Here is a 20,683-nt window from a genome sequence, read left to right as displayed (position 1 = left end):
AAGTCGCTTCAGACAAACATCAGGGTGATCCGGCGCCGAACGACCGGTTCGCCCGGGAAATGGGAGAACGCCATGGCCGATGCAGCGCACGCCGACGCGGGACGTCAGACGAAGTTCGATCCGCTATCGCGCCCGCTTGTGCCACTACGCGGTTTTGATGAGCTGAAAGTGGGCGAACGTTATCCGTGCCCGGCGCGCACGATAACGATGGCGCATTTCTCGGCGTTTCAGGTGGTGAGCGGCGACAATCACCCCATCCACTACGACAGGGATTATTGCCAGGCGACCGGCCACCCGGATCTGCTGGCGCACGGCCTGCAGGTGTTGAGCGCCACGGCGGCCGGCGCGGGGCTATTCCCGCATGTGATTGGTCCGAAGCTGATTGGCTTTGTCGAGGTGCAGGCCAAATTCCTCAAGGGCGTGTTTCCGGACGACACCCTGTATCCGCTGCTCGAAATCACCGAACTGGTTCGCCAGCGCTCCACGGGCCTCGTCCATATGCGCGCCACGGTGGAGAACCAGAAGGGCGAAATGGTGCTGGAGGGGCGGCATTCCTATCTGCTGCGGCTGTAGGAAGCGGCGCATTGCGCCGGGCGGGCGCGTCCCGTCCGCCAACGCCCTTCACCCGGGAGGCGGCGGGGAGTATAGCAGCGGTCATCCGGACGCCTGCGGCGTCTCAACCATCCAGGTTTTGGGGCGCCCGCCGCTCCGCTACATCGGGTTCGGGCCGGCGAACCGACCGGCTGCGCCGGCGGATCGCTGCCCGCGCCGGCAACAGGAACGCCATGGCCCCCAGCTTCTCAGGACTCCCGTTCGACGATATCCGCCACATGATTCGTGAATTGCCGGGTCCGGACGTGGACGCCGCCGCCAATGTTCGCGAACGCGATGCGGAGTTGACCAAGCCGGCGGGATCGCTGGGCCGGCTGGAATCGCTGGTTGAGTGGCTGGCGGCCTGGCAGGGGCGCTCAAAGCCTTCGGTCAATCGCCCGGTGGTGTGCGTGTTCGCAGGCAATCACGGCGTGACGGCGCGCGGCGTTTCCGCTTATCCGCAGAGCGTCACCCGGCAGATGCTGGAAAATTTCGCCGCGGGCGGCGCTGCGATCAATCAGATCTGCGCCGCTTATGATCTGGGCTTCAAGGTGTTCGACCTGGCGCTCGACGTGCCGACCGGCGACATTACCTGTGAGGACGCGCTGGACGAGAAGTCCTGCGTCGCCACCATGGCTTTCGGCATGGAGGCGATTGCTGGCGGAACCGATCTGCTGTGCCTGGGCGAACTTGGCATTGGCAACACCACCGTCGCCGCCGCCATCTTCGCCGCCCTTTATGGGGGCGACGCCGCCCATTGGGTCGGGCGCGGCAGCGGCGTCGATGACGCGGGCATGGCGCGCAAGGTCGCGGCCGTGGAGGCGGCGTTGGCCCATCATGGCGCCAATCTGAAAGACCCGCTGGAAGTTCTGCGCCGCATCGGCGGCCGGGAAATCGCCGCGTCCGCCGGCGCCATTCTGGCGGCGCGGGCCCAGCGTATTCCGGTGGTGATCGACGGTTACGTCATCACCGCCGCCGCCGCCATCCTGCACGCGCTGGAGCCTACCCTGATCGATCATTGCGTCGCAGGCCACTGCTCGGCGGAGGGCGCCCATGCCGACGTGCTGGAGCGGTTGGGCAAGAAGCCGATCCTTGAGCTGGGCATGCGGCTGGGCGAGGGCACCGGGGCGGCGCTGGCCGCTGGGGTCATCCGCGCCGCTGTCGCCTGCCATAACGACATGGCGACGTTCGCGACCGCCGGCGTGTCCGGCAAAGGCGCTGTCGGGTGAGCCGCAGGCCGCGCCAGGGGGCGTTGTTCTCCCCCCGGCGCTACAGCGCCGCTGATCTGCTGCTCGCCGTGTCGTTGCTGGCAGCTTGCGCCGCCGTTGTCACCATGCTTCCGGAGAAGGAGAAGGGTGAGCTGCTCCAGGGGCGCGCGCGGGCCGTCGATGGCGATTCCGTTCGCCTCAATGGCGTGGAAATTCGCCTTGCCGGTCTGGATGCGCCCGAGCTGCGCCAGACCTGTGAACGCAATGGCCAGAGCTGGAACTGCGGCGAGGCCGCCCGCAGCTTTCTGGCCACGCGGCTTGGCCGCGCCGATGCAAGCTGCCGAAGCCAGGGGATTGATCGCTACGGCCGCACCCTTGCGGTCTGCTCCGTGGCCGGAGAGGACATCAACGCTGCCCTGGTGCGCGACGGCATGGCCGTGTCCTATGGCGACTATGGGCGCGAGGAGGCCGAGGCGCGCGCGGCGCGGCGCGGCGTCTGGGCCGGGCAATTCATGACGCCGCAGGAGTGGCGACGGCTGCATCCCCGCCGTGACCGGAACCCTTAGGGCATGTTCGGGAAAGGCGGCGCCTGCTTTTGTGAAGAAAGTTCATCAAATTCAACGGTTTGATCATTTTATGTGAACCGGCTTCCATCGAAAATACGCGAGGTCCGGACAGGAAGCCTCCAAGGGGGCAGATGCTTCGGCGCTGCGGGTCTGGATGTGCGGGCGTCTGCCGCGCACGCCTGCCTGAGTGTAAATGGCTGGACATGCTCAGAGCGCATATCTCAATTTTCACCTATGCGTCCGCTGTGGCGTCTACCCCAAAGTTATGTGCGCTGGCGCACGTACGCGAGGGGGTGGGCGCCGTATGGTCAATCCATCAAATCCCGACGACCTCCGTAGAGATTTGACACAGCCCCCCTGAAGGCGTCGCGTTCCCCCCACGCGGCGCCTTTTCTTTTGCGACGGCGCGCCGTCGCGCCCGTCCCGGCCCGATATCCATGGGTCCAGCCTGCCGAAACTCTGACAACGCCGTGGCGCGGACAGAGGCGCTGGCGTCAGCTGCGCGCATTTTCGGAAAAAGTGGCCGCGCCCTGTCGTGAGCAGCCTGCGCCAGGCCAAAGCGATGGGGACTCCTGGTCCAGGCCCCTGGTCCGGGCTCCTGGTCTGGGGCAGGGCGCGGCGTGCGCCTGTCTCAGAGTCCCTGGGAAAATCCGGTTTTCTGGCAACGTAATTTTACCAGAGCACGGAACCTCCGGCCGTTGTCGACGTTAAGCATAAGATCGCAGCGATCATTCTGATCCTGACCCCGATCTTGAGACCCCCCTGACTACAGGGCATGTCACGGCGTGGTGCATTGTCACCAGGCGGTGCGTGCCCTTTTTCTTTGGCTGTCGCGGATCCCTGGAGCCCGAACTTTCGGAAACAGACCCGTTGGCGCGTCAAGGCCGCCGCGCTGGAGCGTGTGGGTAAGACCCGGGCCGCGTTGCGGAGCTGTTGACCTCCCGTGTGCGCAATGTTCCCCTGACGCCAAGATCGTATGGGAGCCAGGGATGAAGCTTTACGAGACGCCGCGCACGCCCAACCCACGCCGCGTGCACATTTTCATGGCCGAAAAAAATATTGATATTCCGCGCGTCGCCATCAATCTCGCGACGGCGGAGCACAAGGGCGACGCTTTTCGCAAGGTGACGGCCGTGCAGCGCGTGCCGGCGCTGGAGCTGGACGATGGAACCGTGATCGCCGAGTCGGTCGCGATCTGCCGGTATCTTGAGGAATTGCATCCCGAGCCGGCCCTGTTCGGCCGCGACGCCAAAGAGCGGGCGCTGGTTGAAATGTGGAACCGCCACGTGGAGTTCTACCTGGCCCAACCGATTTTCGCCGCCTTCCGCCATATCAACCCGGCCATGGCCGCCATGGAGCAGCCGCAGATCGCCGAATGGGGCGAGGCCAACAAGGTCAAGGCCGTGGATTTCATGCGCGTGCTGGACCAGGAGCTGGCGAACCGCGCGTTCATCGCCGGCGACGCGTTCTCCATCGCCGACATCACCGCCATCTGCGTGGTTGATTTCGGCAAGGTGGCGAAAATCGCCCCTCCGGACGATCTGGCGAACTTCAATCGCTGGCGGGCGGATGTCTCGGCCCGCCCCAGCGCCAGCGCGACCTGAGCATGCGCGTAACGGTCGTCGGATGTGGCGACGCTTTTGGAGCCGGAGGCAGGTTCAACACCTGCTTCCTGGTCCATGCGGGCGGGCGGACCCTTGCGCTTGATTTTGGCGCATCCTCGCTGATTGCACTGAAAAAGCTGGGTTTGGCGTCGACCGATGTTGACGCCGTGGTGGTGTCGCATCTGCATGGCGACCACTACGGCGGGTTGCCGTTCCTGCTGCTGGACAGCCAGTATGAGGCGCACCGGCGCCGTCCGTTGCTGCTGATGGGGCCGCCCGGGATGGCGACGCGCCTGCCGACGTTGTGTGAGGCGATGTTCGCGGGAACATGGCGGACGTCGTGGCGGTTCCCGATGCACCTGGCGGAGTTGCCGCTGCGGACGCCTGTGGAGGTCGCCGGCTTTACCGTGGAAAGCATTGAGGTGATCCACCCTTCCGGCGCGCCGGCCACCGGGTTGCGCGTGCGTCATGGCGAGCGGCTGCTTGCCTTTTCCGGCGACACCACCTGGACCGATGCGCTGCCTGATGTGGCTGACGGCGCCGACCTGCTGATTCTGGAGTGCATGGGGCGCGGCAAGGGACGTTATGGCGTCGTGCCCTCACATCTGGACCTGGAAGTCATCGAAGCGAAACGCGACCTGCTGCGGGCGCGGCGCATCATGCTGACCCACATGGGGCCGGGCATGTTGACGGATGAAGCAACCGCCCATGCCCACGCGCGCGGCTACATGCTGGCGCACGATGGGCTGGTCGTGGAGGTGTGACGCCAGAACTCAATGAACATGACACTTTGGGTTTGGTAAAACCTGAGCGGCGCAAAGTATGTCCTGCGGGAAATGCTTCACATTGATTTAGGCTTTTCAGGTCGCGGATGCGCCAGGTTAAAGCGATGGAGCATTTCGGGTGAACCGGGTTTCACCGCAAATACGCCAGCATCTTCGCGATCTGGCGTGAGCGTGACGCAAGCCGGTCATCGTCCAGCAAGCCCGGAGACCCGTATCTCCGGCCTCCGGTTCGCCAGACGGGGCAGGCTACTCAGGCCTTGCCGGCTTTTGGCAGGCGGGCGATGAGGCTTGAGGTGTCCCAACGGGCGCCGCCAAGCGCCTGCACCTCTCCATAAAACTGGTCGACAAGGGCTGTCACCGGCAGGCTGGCGCCATTGCGACCTGCTTCGGCCAGACAAATCGACAGGTCCTTGCGCATCCAGTCGACGGCGAAGCCGAACGCGAATTGCCCGTCGTTCATGGTCTTGTGACGGTTCTCCATCTGCCAGGACTGCGCCGCTCCCTTTGAGATCACATCCACCACGGCTTCAACATCCAGTCCGGCGTGCTGCGCGAAGCTGACGCCCTCCGCCAGGGCCTGAACAAGGCCGGCGATGCAGATCTGGTTGACCATCTTGGTCAACTGTCCGGCGCCAGCTGGCCCCATCAGCCGGCAGGCGCGCGCGAAGCTGGCGATAACCGGCTCCGCCCTGGCGTACTGCCCGGCGTCGCCGCCGCACATGACGGTGAGGGCGCCGTTTTCCGCTCCGGCCTGGCCGCCCGACACCGGCGCGTCAATGAAGCCGAGGCCACGCGCCGCGGCGTCCGCCGCCAGCTCCCGCGCCACATCGGCGGAGGCTGTCGTGTGATCCACAAAAATCGCGCCAGGCTTCATGCCGTGGAAGGCGCCGTCTGGTCCGGAGCAGACCTGCCGCAGATCGTCATCATTGCCGACGCAGGCGAAAACGAAGTCGCAGCCGGCGGCGGCCTCGCGCGGCGTCGCGGCGATGCGTCCGCCATGGCGGGCCGCCCAGGCCTCCGCTTTGGACGCCGTGCGGTTGTAAACCGTGACCTCGTGCCCGTTGGCCCGCAGATGCCCGGCCATGGGAAAGCCCATCACGCCCAGGCCCAGAAACGCCGTCTTCGCCATGCCGCACTCCTCTTGCGCCCGCCAGAGCCAAAATCCGTCCACACTGAACGGGAATTTGCTCCGCCCGTTTGATCGAACGCGTTTCCTTAACGCAAAGCGGCGCGCACGTCGTCGAAAACGCGTCGATGGCTGGCGCCATGACGTTTCGGTCCAGGGGTGCGCGCCATGTGCGACGACAATGCATCCGACCAGATGAAAAGCGTTTCACTGATTCAGATCTGAAGGGGAAACGCGCCAGCCCTTCATAGAGCATCTTGCGGCGGCGTGGCGACCGCCGCCGCAGCCAGACGGGGAGAGACAGCCGCGCGCCACGGACGCATTGACCGCCCTGGGGACGGCGCCTCATACCAACGCCATGATCACCAGGGACCAGGTGCTGGCGGCGCTCGCCCGCGTGCCCGGGCCGGACGGCGCGACGCCGTTGCCGGAAACGGGCCTCATGTCGGATGTCGCCATCAATGGCGACCGCGTTTATGTGGCGATCCGCACGGAACCGGCGCGGGCCGCCGCAATGGAGCCCTTGTGCCGCGCGGCCGAGCAGGCCATCGCGGCGCTGCCGGGCGTCGCTGGCGCGCTGGTGACGCTCACCGCCGAATCGACGCCTGGGGCTGGCGGACGCCCAGGCCCGGGGCCAGGTCGCGGCGCCGGCCAGGGTCCTGGCGCGTCGCGCGCCGCTGCGGGGCGCAACCGCGCCGCGGTTCCGGGCGTGCGTCATATCGTGGCGGTGGCCAGCGGCAAGGGCGGCGTCGGCAAGTCCACCACCGCCTGCAATCTGGCTCTGGCGCTCTCGGGGCTGGGTCTCAGCGTCGGCCTGCTCGATGCGGACATTTACGGCCCTTCGGCCCCGCGCCTGTTCGGTATTTCAGAAAAGCCGGAGATGCTTGAGAACCGCATGCTGAAGCCGCCGGTGCGGTGGGGCGTGAAGGTGATGTCCATCGGTTTTCTGGTCGATCCCGAGGCGGCCATCATCTGGCGCGGGCCCATGGTGATGTCGGCCTTGCAGCAGCTGCTGCGCGAGGTGGTCTGGGGCGATCTGGACGTGCTGGTGGTCGACATGCCGCCGGGCACGGGCGACGCCCAACTGACCATGGCGCAGAACGTGCCGCTGGCCGGCGCGGTCATCGTCTCGACGCCGCAGGATCTGGCGCTGATCGACGCCCGGCGCGGCGTCGCCATGTTTGACAAGGTCGACGTGCCGGTGCTGGGCGTGGCGGAAAACATGTCCACCTTCATCTGCCCCGCTTGCGGGACCCGCTCTGATATTTTCGGTCATGGCGGCGCCCGCCACGAGGCGGAGCGCATCGGCGCGCCATTCCTCGGCGAGATTCCATTGCACATGACCATTCGCGAAACCTCGGATGCGGGCCGTCCGGTGGTGATCTCCGAGCCGGATGGGCCGCACGCGGCGGCCTACCGGAGCATCGCGGAGGCCGTCGCCTCCCGTCTGGTCGCTGGCGCCCCGGCCCGTCAGGCTCCGCGCATCGTCATCGATTGAGGACGACGCCAGCACCGGGGACGGAAAGCGGTGCGGCAGGGGCGCTGCGTGGCGATGCGCGTCTCGTCGGGCCGAGCCCGGGCGCTGCTGCCGGACGCTGAACCGCCGGCGTCGCGCCCCCGGAACCCGATCGAACCAGCGTTCACCCGGGCGCGCCGCGCACCCGGGGGGCATACGCGCGGCGGCGTGCCCAAAAGCGGGAGCGCAGCTGGATCATACGTTCGTATTACGACGTATTGTCGCAGAATATTTCTTGAATGAGTAAAATGTGACAAATTTATTTTCAGAATAATGATGATTTACCGCGCGCAGATGTCGCGGTTTGCGGCGAGGTTTGCTGCTTTACTGGCGGCGGGCGTTTTCATAGCATCTGGCAACTGGTTCGCGTGGGCGTCAGGTCCGCGAGCACCTGGGATCAATCCGGCTCCTGATCGCCAGTTCCAGCTGCGCCAGCTCCAGGTATGCAAGGAAGAGGAGGCGCGCATGCCAGGCCGCCACGATATTCCGTTTTCTGTCTGTCCCCTGCGCGCCGCCGACGTGACAGGCGGGCCCATCGACGCCCTCCGGCAGGCGCGCCGGGTGCGTTCGCCGGTGGTCGGAGCTGTTCTTCTGACTGTTGTTGGCGGGTACGGCGTTCTCATCGGTGAATCCGGACGCCATGCGGCGGCGTCGGATCGGGCTCGGACAGGGCTCGCCCTGGAGCAACGGCGGACCCCGGTGGTTTTCCCGGAGAGGGACGCGCCGTTGTTGTCGGTCGCGCGCCATGTGGTCTGGCCGCCTGTCGCCGGCTGGTGACAGGCGCCGCGGCTTCATCCAGCGCTTCACGCCTTGCAGCAGGAGTGGGGAGGCCCGGCGATCCGGGCGCAGACATCAGCATCAATCCTGGGCGTCTCAACCAATGTATGATGCCACGGCTGGTAATTTCTGTTGCGCGATGCCTGTCGCGCTGGTTTTCTCTTGCACGTAGATGGTTCGGTTCCGGATCCGCGGGAGGAAAACGCGATGAAGCGTCGTCAGTTTTTGCAGGCCGCCAGCACAGGCGTTGTGGGCGCTGCGGTTGCTTCTCCAGCTATTGCTCAATCTGCCCCTGAAGTACGCTGGCGTTGCACGTCGAGCTTTCCAAAATCGCTGGATACTATTTTCGGGGCGGCGGAAGATTTCGCCAGGGCCGTTTCGGATATGACCGACGGCAAATTCCAGATCCATGTCTTCGCGTCGAATGAAATTGTTCCCGGCCTGCAGGCGCTGGACGCTGTCCAGGCGGGCACCGTGGAGATGTGTCACACGGCTTCATACTATTACGTCGGCAAGGATCCGACCTTTGCCTTTGGTTCGGCGATTCCGTTTGGTCTCAATGCGCGCATGATCAACGCCTGGTTCCTCACCGGCGGTGGTCTCGACATGCTCAACGAGTTCTACAAGAAATATAACGTGACCATGCTGCCCGGCGGCAATACCGGCACCCAGATGGGCGGCTGGTTCCGCAAGGAGATCAACTCGGTTCAGGATCTGAACGGGCTCAAGATGCGCATCGCCGGCATCGCTGGGCAAATTCTGCAGCGCCTCGGCGGCGTGCCGCAACAGATCGCCGGCGGCGATATTTATCCGGCGCTGGAAAAGGGCACCATCGACGCCGCCGAATGGGTGGGGCCGTATGACGACGAGAAGCTCGGCTTCGCCCGCGTCGCCAAATATTATTACTATCCTGGCTGGTGGGAGGGCTGCGCCGCCCTCAACTTCTTCATCAATCAGGCCAAGTTTAACGAGCTGCCGAAAACCTATCAGGCAGTGGTGCGCACGGCGGCGCTGATGGCCAACCAGCAGATGCAGGCGAACTACGACACCAAGAATCCAGGCGCCATCAAGCGTCTGGTTGCTGGCGGCGCCCAGCTCCGGGCGTTCCCCCAGGACGTCATGGAAGCCTGTTACAAGGTTTCAAACCAGCTCTATGACGAGATCTCCGCCAAGAATCCCGAGTTCAAGAAGGTGTATGAGGCCGTCCGCACCTTCCGCAACGATTCGTATCTGTGGTGGCAGGTCGCCGAATATACCTTCGACAATTTCATGATCCGCGCCCGCGCCAGGGGAGGATAGTGCTTTCGCGCCGGCAGCGCGCCCGGTCAACGGGGCGGGAGGTTTCCAGTGAGTGAGGTTTCACCGGAAGCGTCCTGACCGGCCGGCGTCGACCTTGCGCAGCCGCCGGGGGAGAGAGCTGAGAAGGAAGAGCGCCAGCCTTTCGGCTGGCGTTTTGCTTTTTCCGGGGACATTTGGGCGGAACAGCAGAATGTGCCGCCTGCTGGCCGTGCATTGGGCGCCGGCGGCGCTGCAGCTGTGATCTTGCGCGAAAGGTTGCCCGGGTGTGGCTTCATCACGCTGGAATGCAGCGTGGGCTGCATGATTGAATGGACATGAATTGAATGCGCCCGGACTGAATGCGCTTGACGCGCGGCCCGGTCAGGGCTTTCGGGCATGGCTGGGCGTTCGCTGGAAAGCGCCCCGGAGAGGACAGCATGGGCGGACATGACGCTGGGGATGATGGGGCATGGCCGGAGGAACTCCGGTTGCGCTCTGGCAAGGATGGGCTGGTCATTACCTTCACCGATGGCGTGAGCGGCGAACTGTCAGCCGAATTTTTGCGGGTCTGGAGCCCGTCGGCGGAGGTGAGAGGCCATGGCGCCGCCGATCGCAAAACCGTTGGCGGCAAGCAAGGCGTGCGCATCACCGCGCTGGAGCCGATCGGCAATTACGCCGTGCGCATTGTTTTCGATGATGGCCATGACACCGGCCTGTATGGCTGGCGCCTGCTCCGCAGCATGGTCACCAGGCAGGAGGCCATGTGGGGCGAGTACCTGGCTGAGCTCGCGCACAAGGGCATGAGTCGCCAGGCATTTCCGGGAAAGGCGAGCCCGGGTTTCCTGAAGAAGGGGCGTTAAATCAGGAGGGTCGCAGATTTCCCGCTGCGACGGGCTCCGCTTTTCGCTGGAGCCGGATGTCGCTGCCCCGGCCGGGCAGGCTGCATCGGCGGAATGCGCTGTGATTGACGCATAAAATAAAAAAGGGCCGGAAACTCCGGCCCTTTTCATTCTTCTTGATGTCGCGGCGGCAACTCGCCTTAACGCACCACCACCACGCGCGTGCCGACCGGCACGCGGGCGTAAAGGTCGATCACGTCCTCATTCATCATCCGGATGCAGCCGGACGAGACCGCCTGGCCAATCGTTTCCGGCTCGTTGGAGCCATGGATGCGATAAAGCGTGTTGCCGAGATACAGCGCGCGCGCGCCCATCGGATTGTCTTCGCCGCCGGGCATGAAACGCGGCAGGTCAGGGCGTCGCTTCAGCATGGAGGCGGGGGGCGTCCACGTCGGCCATTCACGCTTCATGGTGACGCGCTCGGAGCCCGCCCACGAGAAGCCCTCGCGACCGACGCCGATGCCATAGCGGATGGCCTTGCCGTCCGGCAGCACGAAATACAGCCGCCGCTCGGAGGTCGAAATGACGACGGTGCCAGGCGCGTATTTGCCAGAATATTCCACGACCGTGCGCGGGATATTCGTCGCTTTCGCCCTGAAGTTGGGAGCATCATAGACGAGCGGCTGGCGGGTGAGCGGATCGATCTCGGGATAGGCAAATGCAGACGGCGCGAACGACGCCAGTCCTGCCAACAGACCGACCATACCGAAAGTCAAGCGACGCATCATTGCCTCGTCCGGGAAACCTGGGGTGAAATGTGACGTTACATATCGGGAAATACGCCGAACTGGCGCAATGTTCCCTTGTTTGCGACAAAATGCTCAAGGTGGGGTTAACAGGCAATGCGGCGGGGCGCCGGAAGGGGCGATTGCCAGGGGGGCGTGATCCATAGGCAACAGTTGCCGTGGGCGGCGGTGGGCGGCCTGAAGAGGTCTTCGGGGAAACTGTGCATGACGGCGAGGGGGGCGCTTGACGACGTCCGCGGCGGCGCCTATGAGTGGCGCATTCCCGGCGACGTCATGCGTCGCAACCGGTTAGGGCGGTTAGCTCAGCGGGAGAGCACACGCTTCACACGCGTGGGGTCACTGGTTCAATCCCAGTACCGCCCACCATCTTCCTGAAAATTCAACCAGACATCAACGCGCGGCGGACATTGGCCGCTCTTGCGTATGGCTGGCATGCTGCGGAACGCTCCTGGTTGGCCGGGAGCTTTGTCGTGAGGTGGCTGCGGATGTTTCCGGCGAAGCGGCGTCCGCCCCGCCGGAAACAATCCTGACGTTACTGCTTGACCAACGGGCAGCCGCCATCCTTGAGGGAGCGGAAAGCCTGGTCGCCGGGCACTTCGGCAATGATCTTGTAGTAGTCCCAGGGCTTCTTCGATTCTTCCGGCTTTTTCACTTCCAGCAGCAGCATGGAGTGCACCATGCGGCCATCCTGGCGCAGCACGCCATTGTCGGTGAACATGTCCTTCACCGGGGTCTCGCGCATCTTCGCCATCACCTTGTCAGCGTCGGTGGAGCCCACGGCCTTCACCGCCTTGAGGTAATGGGTGGCGGCGCTCCAGTTCGCGGCCTGGTTCATGGTCGGCATGCGGCCTGTGCGCTTGAAGAAACGGTTGGCGAACTCCCGGGTCTTCTCGTCCTTGTCCCAGTACCAGGCCTCGGTGATCACCAGGCCCTGCGCCGTCTTCAGGCCGAGGCTGTGAATGTCGGAAATAAACATGACCAGGCCGGCCAGTTTCTGGCCGCTCTGTCCCAGGCCGAATTCAGCCGCCTGCTTGATGGAGTTGATGGTGTCGCCGCCGCCGTTGGCCAGGCCAACGATCTTCGCCTTCGAGTTCTGCGCCTGCAGCAGGAACGAAGAGAAGTCCTGGTTGTTGAGTGGGTGTCTGGCGCTGCCCAGCACCTTGCCGCCGGCTGCCTTGACGAACTCGCTGGTGTCGCGCTCCAGCGAGTGGCCGAACACATAATCCGCGGTGATGAAGAACCAGGTGTCGCCACCTTCCTTCACAATCGCCTGACCCACGGTCTTGCCGTTGGCGTAAGTGTCCCAGGTCCAGTGAGCGGTGTAGGGCGAGCAGTGCTTGCCGGTGATGTCGGAACTGCCGGCGCCCGTCACCATCACGACCTTTTTGCGATCATTGGCGATCTGCATGGTGGCCAGCGCGGTGGCCGAGGTTGGCAGGTCGAGAATGACGTCGACGCCGTCATTGTCGTACCACTGGCGGGCAATGGCGGAGGCCTGGTCCGGCTTGTTGAGGCTGTCGGCCGCGACGAACTCGATTTTCTTGCCGAGCACTTCGCCGCCGAAGTCCTCAATGGCCATCTTGATGGCTTCAATGCCGCCCTTGCCGCCGATGTCTGAATACACCGACGCCAGGTCGCCCATCATGCCGATCTTCACTGGCCTGTCAGCGGTCTGCGCCGCCGCTGGCGCGGCAAGCGCCGCCCCAAGTGTCGTTGCGCCAATTGCCATTGCCCCAACAGCCGTCGCGCCAAACAGCGCAGAGGCAAACGCCTTGCGGATAGTGGTCATGTTTCCTCCGGACCGTTTGTTCTGGTTCCGGACGGATCATGGCGGATATGGCAGGGGGTCGCAATGTGATTGCGTGGAGATGTATTTGAATGAATATTATACTTTCGTATAAAATATGAGCAGTATATTATCCGGGTATTCAGGTGTGTTTGCAGATTTTGTGTCTATTGGCTTCAGGTCATATCTGGAAGAATTGGGTATATACAAGAACGTGACGCGGACGCCCGGCGGTGAGCCGGGCGTCTGGTCTGGTGAACGTCAGTTCTTCACCCCTTCAGCAACTTGCACTCGGACTCCGAAACCGGCCGGAACGCGTCCTTGCCGGCGATCGTGCCGGTGATCTCCAGATAATCCCACGGCTTCTTCGAGGCTTCAGGGGCTTTCACCTTCATCAGCCAGATATCGCGGACCAGCTTGCCGTCGGCGCGCAGTTCGCCGTTCCTGATGAAGGGCGCCTTGATCGGGCCGCTGCGCAGTTGCGCCAGCACCTTGTCGGTTTCCACGGATTTCGCCGCTTCCGCCGCGCGCAGCCAGGCCAGCGTGCCGCTGTAGTTCATGGCCTGCGTCTCGGACGGCGGGCGGCCCATCTTTTTGGCGTAACGCTCGGAGAAGGCGCGGCTCTCATCATCCGCGTCCCAATAGAAAATCGACGACACCGTGGTGTTCTGCGACGCCTTCAGGCCCACCGAATGCACGTCGGAGAGCAGCAGCGCCATGGCCGCCGCCTTGGTCTTGTCGTCGAAAATGCCGAACTCCTGGCCCTGCTTCAGCGCGTTCTGCTGGTCGGCGATGGCGCTGGCGATGGCGATGACATTGGCGCCGGAGTTCTTGGCCTGCATCAGGAAGGAGGAGAAGTCGAGATTGTTGATCGGGTGGCGCACCGAGCCCAGCACCTTGCCGCCCATGGCCTCCACGTTCTTGCGGGTGTCGTTCTCCAGCGCATGGCCGAAGGCGTAGTCGGCCGAGATGAAGAACCATTTGTCGCCGCCGGACTTCACCACCGGGCCGGTGATGCCCTTGGCGAACTGGTAGGTGTCATAGCCCCACTGGATGGCGTTGGCGTTGCAATGCTTGTTGGTGAGCTCGCTGCTGGCGGCGCCGGTGGCGACGGAGAGGCGATTCTTGTCCTTGGCGATGTTCTGCACGGCAATGGCCACGGCGGAACTGCCAAGATCCATGATCATCCGCACGTTGCGGGTGTCGTACCAGTCGCGGGCGATGGCGGCGCCGATGTCGGCCTTGTTCTGGTGATCGGCGCCGATGACCTCGACCTTCTCGCCCAGCAGCTTGCCGCCAAAGTCTTCCACCGCCATTCGCGCAGCTTCCACCGATCCCGGCCCCTGGGCGTCGGAGAGCGGGCCGGCAATGTCGGTGAGCACGCCGATGCGGATGGTTTCAGCCTGGGCCGCCGCGACGCAGGCGATCAGCGCAAGCGCGGCGACGCCGGCTTTCAGCAGGTGTTTCATGGGTTTCCTCCCCGGCCGGCGGTCGCCTGGGGCAGGCCGCCGTCTTTTCGTATTCATTGTGGGCATGGATGCGCGCAGCACGGCTGCGATGCTCCGTTGCGGAGATCGCCGGTCGCGCCGTCGCAGTCACATCCATGTGCGCATTTGTTTGGAGCGAGGTTGGCCCGGGGCGGCGCCCGCCGTCAATGGCCGCCTCACTTTTGGGCCCTGCCTGTGGAGCGTCATTGCCGGCGGGCAAGTTCCAGACGTTGTCCGAACCTCAGCGGCCTTTGAACACTGCGGGGCGTTTTTCCATGAAGGCCGTCATGCCTTCCGCCGCGTCTTCCGATTTGAACAGCGGCAGCAATTGCAGGAACACGTGGTGCACGTGGTCATTGAACTGCTCGGAAAGACCCATGCGCATCATGCGCTTGGAGGCCTGCACGGCGAGCGGGGCGTTGCTGGCGATATCCAGCGCCAGTTCGCGGGCTTTCGCCATTAGCTGGTCGTCCTCGACCACATAAGAGGCGAGGCCCCATTCAACCGATTCGTCAGCCGAAAGCGTGCGCCCGGTGAAGATCAGCTCCGCCGCTTTCGACCAGCCGATCATGCGCGGCAGAAACCAGGTGCCGCCCGATTCCGGCACCACGCCGCGCCGGGTGAAGGCCGCCGCCAGCTTGGCCGATTTCGCCATGATGCGGATGTCGCAGCCCAGCGCCGTGTCCATGCCATAGCCGGCGGCGCCGCCGTTCACCGCGCAGATGATCGGCTTGTCCATGGCGTGCATCACGGTGGGCGGCGTGTTGCGCAGGTTCAGGTTGGTGGGCGAGGAGGCGGAGCTCATCAGCTTGGCGCCGGCCTCGCCTTTGGGGCGCAGGTCGAGGCCGGCGCAGAAGGCGCGGCCCTTGCCCGTGAGGATGACGCAGCGGACGTCCGGGTCCTCGTTGGCGCGCACCAGCAGCTGGGTCAGTTCGTCCAGCATGGGGCCGGAGATGGTGTTCATCCGCTCCGGGGCGTTGAGGGTGATGGTCGCGACGTGGCTGTCAACGTCATACAGAACTTCCTGAACCGTCGGCGCGGTGGCGGCGTCCATGGCGTGTCTCCCGTTGTGCTTCGTTCTGAGCTGGCTTTGCCCAGAAACAGCACGCCGGCGGCGCCCTGTCGAGAGGCGCTGGCGCATGCGGGCGGGAACGCGTCGGCGGCCCGGTCTTCCGGAACCCGTCATTCCCAGGGCGTCGCAAGGTGGCGTGCGCGGCGCTCCCGGTGCGCCGGTCAGCCCCCGGCGGCCTGGCGGCGCGCCGGCAACAGCCCGGCGACGGCCTCATACAGGTCGTCGAAATGGTCGAGCACAACGTCGGGGTTCAGCTCGGCCACCGGAATGTCGGTGTAGCCAAATGTCATGCCGACAACCGGCACGCCGCTGGCCCGGGCGGCGTTGATGTCGGCGGCGCTGTCGCCCACCATCACCGCCAGCGCCGGATCGCCGCCGGCCAGCCGCACGGTCTCCAGGATATGGCCGGGATGCGGTTTGCGGAAGGCGAAGGTGTCGCCGCCGGCGATGGCGTCGAAGCGCGGCGTCAGCTCCAGCGTATCGAGCAGCAGGCGCGCCAGGCCTTCCAGTTTATTTGTGCAGACAGCCAGCCGCCAGCCAGCGTCGGAAAACCGTTGCAGCGACTCCAGCGCGCCGGGAAACAGTTGCGAATGGTCGGCGATATGCGCTGCGTAATGGTCGATGAATGCGGCGAACAGCGCATCCATCCGCTCAGGCGCGGCCGCCACGCCGGCGGCCGCCATGCCGCGCTCCAGCAGGGCGCGGGCGCCGGCGCCGGTCATCGCCCGCACCTGGTCGAGGTTCACGGGCGGCAGGCGCTCACTCGCCAGCACGGCGTTCAGCGTCGCCAGCAGGTCCGGCGCGGTGTCCACCAGGGTTCCGTCCAGATCCAGCACCAGGGTCGGCGGGGTGATCATGTCTGCTCCTGCGGAATATGGACCGCCCCGCCGGACAGGTTGACTGGCGGATGCGGCGACGCACTGATTTCAGGCCTTTATCAAGCAGGCTTGTATGCAAGCAGCCTCGTATGCAAGCAGAACTGGGTTCGGGCAGAAATTGCGCCGGTCATGATATGGCCGTCAGCGACTCTGATACAGTAGCGCCGTCGGTGTCCGCCAGCGGTCGATTCGTCGCTTCTTGTCACGGGGATTGGATACATGTCGCAGAAGAAGAGCGCCGCGTCAGCCGGTTTGCGGCGCGTGGTGTTTGCGGGGGCGCTGGCCGTGTCCGCGCTGGGCGCTACGGCGGCAAGCGCCGGCAATTTTGATTTCGCCCCCGCGCCGCAGGTCGACCTCAACCGCATCTACCGCGTCGAGCGCGTCACCGGCGAAATGGGCGCCTGTCAGTACGGCCTGAAAGAAGGTTCTGTCGGCGTCACCCTGTGCTATGGACCGGGCGAAGGCGGCGGCGCGCAGACGCCGGGCGATTACCGGCTGGTGACCTCACGTCACGAGCGGGAAGGCGGCGTGTTCCGCATCAACGATCGCACCGGCGAGATGAGCATCTGCTACGTCTTCAATGAGAAGGTCGTCTGCACGCCGCAGGCCAGATAAGCGGTTTCGGCGACGTCGGGCGCGCGTCGCGTTGGGGGCAGGCGTCAGTCATGCAAAACGCATCATTTCAGCGTCTGGCGCAATCCGGGTCCGGCAGGATCGCGTTTTGCTCCAGACAATCCGCCGCGAGAGGCGGCGCGACCGGGACAGGACAGGATGAGTTCAGAAGATCTGAAGCGCCAGGCGGCGGCGCGCGCCCTCGAGGCGGTGACCGACGGCATGCGTCTGGGGTTGGGCACCGGCTCCACGGCGAAACATTTCGTCGAGTTGCTGGGCGACCGGGTTCGCGGTGGGCTGAAAGTGGTCTGCGTGGCCACGTCGGAAGCGACCCAGGCCCAGGCCGAGGGCGAGGGCATTCCCATGTCCACCCTGGACGAGACGCCAGAGCTTGACCTGGTGGTCGACGGCGCCGACGAACTGGATGAACAGCTGCGCCTGGTGAAGGGCGGCGGCGGCGCCCTGCTGCGCGAGAAGATCGTCGCCTCAGCTAGCCGGCGCATGATCGTCATTGCTGACGACAGCAAGAAGGTCGCCACGCTTGGCAAGTTCCCGCTGCCCGTCGAGGTCAATCCGTTCGGCCTGGAAGTGACCCGCCGGCAGATCGCCGCCGCCGCCGCCCGCTGTGGCTGCAATGGCGAACTGACTCTGCGCCAGCGCGATGGCAAGACTTTCGTCACGGATGGCGGCCATTGCATCATCGACTGCCACTTCGGCGTTCTGCCGCAGCCGGAGGCGCTGGCCGACGCGCTCGTCGCCATCCCGGGCGTGGTGGAGCATGGCCTGTTCATTGGCCTGGCCACCGGCGTGGTGCTGGCCGCGCCAGGCGGGCTGATCGAACTGGGGCAGGTGTGAGCATGGCGGCGGCGGCTTCCGGCGGCGGAACCTGGCGCGCAATGGCCGCCGGGGATCTGGCGGAGGTGTTGAAGCTGGCCGCCGTCATTCACCCCGACTACCCCGAGGACGCCGCCGTGTTCGCCGAGCGTCTCGGCCTGTATCCGCAAGGCTGCATGGTGCTGGAGACGCCGGCAGCGGCGGGGGACGATCCCGGTGGCGATGCTGGCGGCCGTTTGGGCGGGTATCTGGTTTCCCACCCATGGACCGCCGGCGCGCCGCCCGCGCTTGACAGCCTGCTCGGCGCGTTGCCGCCGTTTCCGGCGCTGTATTATCTGCATGACCTGGCTCTGTTGCCCGTCGCGCGCGGAACCGGCGCGGCGCGGGCGGCGGTGGCCCGCGCCGCGGCGGTGGCGGCGCAAGCTGGCCTTGATTGCCTTGGCCTGGTGGCGGTGAATGGCGCAGCGGCATTCTGGCGACGGTGCGGCTTTGCGTCTTCGCCGGACGCGGCGTTGCAGGCGGCGGCGCGGAAATACGACGCGACGGCGTCGTACATGACGCGCGCTGTCGCCGCTCCTGAACACGCGGTGGCCCGAGGCCAAAAATGATCGTATGAGGTTCAGGCGCCGGGGATGCACCCAGGCGACAGGATTTCGCGCACGGGAATTTGGTGCGAGGTGAAAACGTTTTCTGACGACGGCGCGCGAACCCGCGCGTGCGGTGCGCAGGACGACAGGTTGGAGCTGCATGGCTCTGGAAACTGGTGAGCTGGAGAGACTGATGAATCGATTTGCCCGCCTTGCCGCCGTCGGCCTGATCGCGGTTACGGCGCCTCTGGCCGCCGGCGCCGCTTTGGCCCAGAGCAAGGAGCCGACTGAGGCCCAGATGACCGTGGCCCGTGAAGTCGTGAAGGCTTCCGGCCTCGACCGTTCCTTTGAGGCCGTGGTTCCGGGCCTGTTCGCCCAGGTGCGCGAACAGCTGGTGACGCGCCCCGAAATCAGGACGGACGTTGAGGAAATCATCACCACGATCACGCCCGAGATCAACGCGAAGACCAATGACATGGTCAACGTGGCGGCGAAAATTTTCGCCGAGCAGATTCCCGAAGCTGATCTCAAGCAGATCGCGGCCTTCTTCACCTCGCCGGCGGGCGTGAAATATGTGCAGAGCCAGCCGGCCGTCATGCAGGAGATGATGGCGCGCATGCAGGACTGGACGCAGTCCCTCTCGGGCGTCGTGGTCGAGCGCATCCGCAACGAACTGCGCAAGCGCGGCAAGACATTCTGATACAAGACGTTCTGGTCCAGCCAGAGGAGCTGGCGGTTCGTCAATGCGCGCAAAGACGTGAAGGCCCGGAGCAGCTCCGGGCGTGACGTCGGCGCTGACGGCGATGGGGCGACGGTTGTTGCCTGATGTCGACGGGTTGGCGCCGACGGCAATGGCGCGGGCGGATATTGACTGCTGCTCCGGCCGCAACCCCACCCGCAGGGTCATGGCCGGATCTGTTCCGGTTACCTGCGAGATGGCGCAAGAACAGGGCGGGGAACGCCAGACATGTCGAGAGCCACGCCCTTGAACCACATGCCAGCCCCGGCGCCCGCCCGCAGCCCTGGCGATTATCTGGAGCGGGCCGCATGGGTGGTGCTGGCGGCCATGCCGCTGGCCCTGGCCTTCGCCGTGCGCTCCTCGGCGGCGCTCATTGGCGTCGCCGCGTTGCTTGCCCTGACCGGCGCCGTGACTGGCGGGCGCGGGCGCGCTCTTGTCGCCAGGGCCTGGGCCGGCGCCAGGTCGCTGCCCGGCGCCTTCCTGCCCCTGTTCGCGGCGCTCGCCGCCGTGTCTTTGCTCTGGCATCCGTTTCCCCGGCTTGGACTGTTCGCCATGGGCGAGGCGTTCGCGCCGCTGGTCGCCGCCGTCATCCTCGGCCTCAGCCTTGGCCGGCTGCAACGACGCGCTGTCTTTATCCTGTTCGCCAGCCTGTTTGCCCTGGCCTGCGTCGAGGTGCTGGTCGAGCTGTTCACCGGCATGGCCTGGCGTTACGCCGTTGGCATGCGTCCGGCGTTGTTCGTGCTCAACAAGCCGGTGATCTGCTTCGTCGTGCTGTACTGGCCGCTATGGAGCCTGTCGGAAGGCATGCCGCGTCGCGGGCTGACGATGGGCGCGCTGGGTCTGCTGATGGCCGTGGCGGTGTTCAAGTCTGTCTCCGGCGCCGCCATGCTGGCGCTGATATGCGGCGGCCTGACTTTTGGCTTGGCCCGTCTCGCCCCGCGTTTCGCCTGGGGGCTGGTGATGGCCGGCCTGTTCGCCGCATTGGCTCTGGCGCCGCTGAAGGGCGACCTGGCCCAGCGCGCCGTGCCCGGCTGGGCGCTGGACCGTTTGCAAGCCCTGCACGCCCGCGATCGGGTCGAGATCTGGCAGAGCTTCGGCGAAGTGGTTCTGCTGCAGCCGTTTACCGGCGTTGGCTTCGGCGTCAGCCCGAAAATGGGCGACGCGCCGGTGGCGCGGCTGATTCCTGGCGAGCATCGAACCCTGCTTGCCGTTGGCCATCCCCACGACATGTTTCTGCAGATCTGGTCCGAACTGGGCGCGCTTGGCGCGCTGCTGGCGGCGGTGGCGCTCGCCTGGCTCGGCAAGGCGCTGCTGATGCTGCGCCGGCGCGAGGAGTTGCCTCCCGCGCTGGCGGCGATATCCGCCGTCATCATCATCGCCGAGGTGGGGCACGGCGCCTGGCAGGGGTGGTGGCTGGCCATTCTCGGCGCGGCGGCTATCTGGTTCTGCAAATCCTTCGAAGCCGTGCGATACGACACGGCGCCACCTTCCGCGGCGGGCGACACTCTCGCCAGCTAGAGCGCTTTTTGACCAGACGGAATGGTCTGGTCGATCAGAATTCGCTCCAAACAAGGAAACTGGAGCAATCCCCG

At 65.2% G+C, this 20,683-nt stretch carries 20 protein-coding genes and 1 tRNA gene; 15 read left to right on the top strand and 6 right to left on the bottom strand.

Going from position 1 to position 20,683, the window contains the following annotated elements; genetic code table 11:
* The first annotated feature begins 72 nt into the window (after positions 1-72).
* From IE243_RS14540 to IE243_RS14520, 5 genes are all read left to right on the top strand, one after another.
* Complete coding sequence (locus IE243_RS14540; protein ID WP_191320110.1) at positions 73-573, top strand: MaoC family dehydratase; 501 nt, start codon at positions 73-75, stop codon at positions 571-573.
* A 212-nt stretch (positions 574-785) separates the two neighbouring features.
* The gene (gene cobT / locus IE243_RS14535; protein WP_191320109.1) at positions 786-1,820 is read left to right on the top strand and encodes a nicotinate-nucleotide--dimethylbenzimidazole phosphoribosyltransferase; all 1,035 of its coding nucleotides are present in this window, start codon (positions 786-788) and stop codon (positions 1,818-1,820) included.
* Positions 1,817-2,365, top strand: a complete 549-nt coding sequence (locus IE243_RS14530; RefSeq protein WP_191320108.1) for a thermonuclease family protein — start codon at positions 1,817-1,819, stop codon at positions 2,363-2,365. Before cobT ends, IE243_RS14530 begins: the two co-directional genes overlap by 4 nt.
* A 989-nt stretch (positions 2,366-3,354) precedes the next feature.
* A complete protein-coding gene (locus IE243_RS14525; protein ID WP_191320107.1) occupies positions 3,355-3,969 on the top strand; it encodes a glutathione S-transferase family protein in 615 nt (204 codons plus the stop codon).
* A gap of 2 nt (positions 3,970-3,971) precedes the next feature.
* Complete coding sequence (locus tag IE243_RS14520; protein ID WP_244643181.1) at positions 3,972-4,733, top strand: MBL fold metallo-hydrolase; 762 nt, start codon at positions 3,972-3,974, stop codon at positions 4,731-4,733.
* A 271-nt stretch (positions 4,734-5,004) separates the two neighbouring features.
* Here the strand turns inward: IE243_RS14520 and IE243_RS14515 are convergent, their stop codons facing one another.
* The gene (locus IE243_RS14515) at positions 5,005-5,883 is read right to left on the bottom strand and encodes an NAD(P)-dependent oxidoreductase (protein ID WP_191320105.1); all 879 of its coding nucleotides are present in this window, start codon (positions 5,881-5,883) and stop codon (positions 5,005-5,007) included.
* A 355-nt stretch (positions 5,884-6,238) separates the two neighbouring features.
* On the opposite strand from IE243_RS14515, the gene IE243_RS14510 reads away from it, so the two are divergent.
* The 4 genes from IE243_RS14510 to IE243_RS14495 all read left to right on the top strand — a co-directional run bounded on the left by IE243_RS14510 (position 6,239) and on the right by IE243_RS14495 (position 10,311).
* Positions 6,239-7,378: an Mrp/NBP35 family ATP-binding protein gene (locus IE243_RS14510; RefSeq protein ID WP_191320104.1), complete on the top strand. Its 1,140-nt coding sequence runs from the start codon at positions 6,239-6,241 to the stop codon at positions 7,376-7,378.
* A gap of 483 nt (positions 7,379-7,861) precedes the next feature.
* The gene (locus IE243_RS14505; RefSeq protein ID WP_191320103.1) at positions 7,862-8,173 is read left to right on the top strand and encodes a hypothetical protein; all 312 of its coding nucleotides are present in this window, start codon (positions 7,862-7,864) and stop codon (positions 8,171-8,173) included.
* Between the two features lie 207 nt (positions 8,174-8,380).
* On the top strand, positions 8,381-9,472 hold the full coding sequence (locus IE243_RS14500) for a TRAP transporter substrate-binding protein (RefSeq protein ID WP_191320102.1): 1,092 nt from the start codon (positions 8,381-8,383) through the stop codon (positions 9,470-9,472).
* A 416-nt stretch (positions 9,473-9,888) separates the two neighbouring features.
* Complete coding sequence (locus tag IE243_RS14495; protein WP_191320101.1) at positions 9,889-10,311, top strand: gamma-butyrobetaine hydroxylase family protein; 423 nt, start codon at positions 9,889-9,891, stop codon at positions 10,309-10,311.
* A 179-nt stretch (positions 10,312-10,490) separates the two neighbouring features.
* Here the strand turns inward: IE243_RS14495 and IE243_RS14490 are convergent, their stop codons facing one another.
* A complete protein-coding gene (locus tag IE243_RS14490) occupies positions 10,491-11,075 on the bottom strand; it encodes a L,D-transpeptidase (protein WP_191320130.1) in 585 nt (194 codons plus the stop codon).
* Between the two features lie 312 nt (positions 11,076-11,387).
* On the opposite strand from IE243_RS14490, the gene IE243_RS14485 reads away from it, so the two are divergent.
* Positions 11,388-11,462 (top strand) — tRNA-Val (locus tag IE243_RS14485).
* Between the two features lie 166 nt (positions 11,463-11,628).
* Here the strand turns inward: IE243_RS14485 and IE243_RS14480 are convergent.
* The 4 genes from IE243_RS14480 to gph form a co-directional block, all read right to left on the bottom strand.
* Complete coding sequence (locus IE243_RS14480; RefSeq protein ID WP_191320129.1) at positions 11,629-12,825, bottom strand: ABC transporter substrate-binding protein; 1,197 nt, start codon at positions 12,823-12,825, stop codon at positions 11,629-11,631.
* Positions 12,826-13,151: 326 nt separating this feature from the next.
* Entirely contained in the window at positions 13,152-14,351 is a 1,200-nt protein-coding gene (locus IE243_RS14475) for an ABC transporter substrate-binding protein (protein ID WP_191320100.1), read from the bottom strand.
* Positions 14,352-14,610: 259 nt separating this feature from the next.
* The gene (locus IE243_RS14470; RefSeq protein WP_191320099.1) at positions 14,611-15,423 is read right to left on the bottom strand and encodes an enoyl-CoA hydratase/isomerase family protein; all 813 of its coding nucleotides are present in this window, start codon (positions 15,421-15,423) and stop codon (positions 14,611-14,613) included.
* Positions 15,424-15,602: 179 nt separating this feature from the next.
* Positions 15,603-16,298: a phosphoglycolate phosphatase gene (gene gph / locus IE243_RS14465; protein WP_191320098.1), complete on the bottom strand. Its 696-nt coding sequence runs from the start codon at positions 16,296-16,298 to the stop codon at positions 15,603-15,605.
* Between the two features lie 240 nt (positions 16,299-16,538).
* Between gph and IE243_RS14460 the strand changes: the two genes are divergently transcribed.
* The 5 genes from IE243_RS14460 to IE243_RS14440 all read left to right on the top strand — a co-directional run bounded on the left by IE243_RS14460 (position 16,539) and on the right by IE243_RS14440 (position 20,609).
* Positions 16,539-16,934: a hypothetical protein gene (locus tag IE243_RS14460; protein WP_191320097.1), complete on the top strand. Its 396-nt coding sequence runs from the start codon at positions 16,539-16,541 to the stop codon at positions 16,932-16,934.
* Positions 16,935-17,090: 156 nt separating this feature from the next.
* A complete protein-coding gene (gene rpiA / locus IE243_RS14455; RefSeq protein WP_191320096.1) occupies positions 17,091-17,786 on the top strand; it encodes a ribose-5-phosphate isomerase RpiA in 696 nt (231 codons plus the stop codon).
* A 2-nt stretch (positions 17,787-17,788) separates the two neighbouring features.
* Positions 17,789-18,373 carry a GNAT family N-acetyltransferase gene (locus IE243_RS14450; RefSeq protein WP_210319866.1) on the top strand — a complete coding sequence of 195 codons (585 nt, stop codon included), beginning with the start codon at positions 17,789-17,791 and terminating at the stop codon, positions 18,371-18,373.
* Positions 18,374-18,545: 172 nt separating this feature from the next.
* The gene (locus IE243_RS14445) at positions 18,546-19,052 is read left to right on the top strand and encodes a DUF2059 domain-containing protein (protein ID WP_191320095.1); all 507 of its coding nucleotides are present in this window, start codon (positions 18,546-18,548) and stop codon (positions 19,050-19,052) included.
* A gap of 267 nt (positions 19,053-19,319) precedes the next feature.
* A complete protein-coding gene (locus IE243_RS14440) occupies positions 19,320-20,609 on the top strand; it encodes an O-antigen ligase family protein (protein WP_191320094.1) in 1,290 nt (429 codons plus the stop codon).
* Positions 20,610-20,683 lie beyond the last annotated feature (74 nt).

Source organism: Camelimonas fluminis (assembly GCF_014656355.1).
GTDB classification, from domain to species: Bacteria; Pseudomonadota; Alphaproteobacteria; order Rhizobiales; family Beijerinckiaceae; genus Camelimonas; species Camelimonas fluminis.
The sequence above is the reverse complement of the archived record's forward strand: the minus strand, read 5'-3'. Positions and strand labels throughout refer to the sequence as shown.

Bases quoted from the DNA above. Each gene is read 5' to 3' on its own strand.
- IE243_RS14470 (WP_191320099.1), bottom strand. From the start codon at position 15,423: ATGGACGCCGCCACCGCGCCGACGGTTCAGGAAGTTCTGTATGACGTT.
- IE243_RS14515 (WP_191320105.1), bottom strand. From the start codon at position 5,883: ATGGCGAAGACGGCGTTTCTGGGCCTGGGCGTGATGGGCTTTCCCATG.
- IE243_RS14510 (WP_191320104.1), top strand. From the start codon at position 6,239: ATGATCACCAGGGACCAGGTGCTGGCGGCGCTCGCCCGCGTGCCCGGG.
- IE243_RS14525 (WP_191320107.1), top strand. From the start codon at position 3,355: ATGAAGCTTTACGAGACGCCGCGCACGCCCAACCCACGCCGCGTGCAC.
- IE243_RS14540 (WP_191320110.1), top strand. From the start codon at position 73: ATGGCCGATGCAGCGCACGCCGACGCGGGACGTCAGACGAAGTTCGAT.
- IE243_RS14445 (WP_191320095.1), top strand. From the start codon at position 18,546: ATGAATCGATTTGCCCGCCTTGCCGCCGTCGGCCTGATCGCGGTTACG.
- gph (WP_191320098.1), bottom strand. From the start codon at position 16,298: ATGATCACCCCGCCGACCCTGGTGCTGGATCTGGACGGAACCCTGGTG.
- cobT (WP_191320109.1), top strand. From the start codon at position 786: ATGGCCCCCAGCTTCTCAGGACTCCCGTTCGACGATATCCGCCACATG.
- IE243_RS14460 (WP_191320097.1), top strand. From the start codon at position 16,539: ATGTCGCAGAAGAAGAGCGCCGCGTCAGCCGGTTTGCGGCGCGTGGTG.
- IE243_RS14520 (WP_244643181.1), top strand. From the start codon at position 3,972: ATGCGCGTAACGGTCGTCGGATGTGGCGACGCTTTTGGAGCCGGAGGC.
- IE243_RS14480 (WP_191320129.1), bottom strand. From the start codon at position 12,825: ATGGCAATTGGCGCAACGACACTTGGGGCGGCGCTTGCCGCGCCAGCG.
- rpiA (WP_191320096.1), top strand. From the start codon at position 17,091: ATGAGTTCAGAAGATCTGAAGCGCCAGGCGGCGGCGCGCGCCCTCGAG.
- IE243_RS14500 (WP_191320102.1), top strand. From the start codon at position 8,381: ATGAAGCGTCGTCAGTTTTTGCAGGCCGCCAGCACAGGCGTTGTGGGC.
- IE243_RS14450 (WP_210319866.1), top strand. From the start codon at position 17,789: ATGGCGGCGGCGGCTTCCGGCGGCGGAACCTGGCGCGCAATGGCCGCC.
- IE243_RS14495 (WP_191320101.1), top strand. From the start codon at position 9,889: ATGGGCGGACATGACGCTGGGGATGATGGGGCATGGCCGGAGGAACTC.
- IE243_RS14490 (WP_191320130.1), bottom strand. From the start codon at position 11,075: ATGCGTCGCTTGACTTTCGGTATGGTCGGTCTGTTGGCAGGACTGGCG.
- IE243_RS14505 (WP_191320103.1), top strand. From the start codon at position 7,862: ATGCCAGGCCGCCACGATATTCCGTTTTCTGTCTGTCCCCTGCGCGCC.
- IE243_RS14475 (WP_191320100.1), bottom strand. From the start codon at position 14,351: ATGAAACACCTGCTGAAAGCCGGCGTCGCCGCGCTTGCGCTGATCGCC.
- IE243_RS14440 (WP_191320094.1), top strand. From the start codon at position 19,320: ATGTCGAGAGCCACGCCCTTGAACCACATGCCAGCCCCGGCGCCCGCC.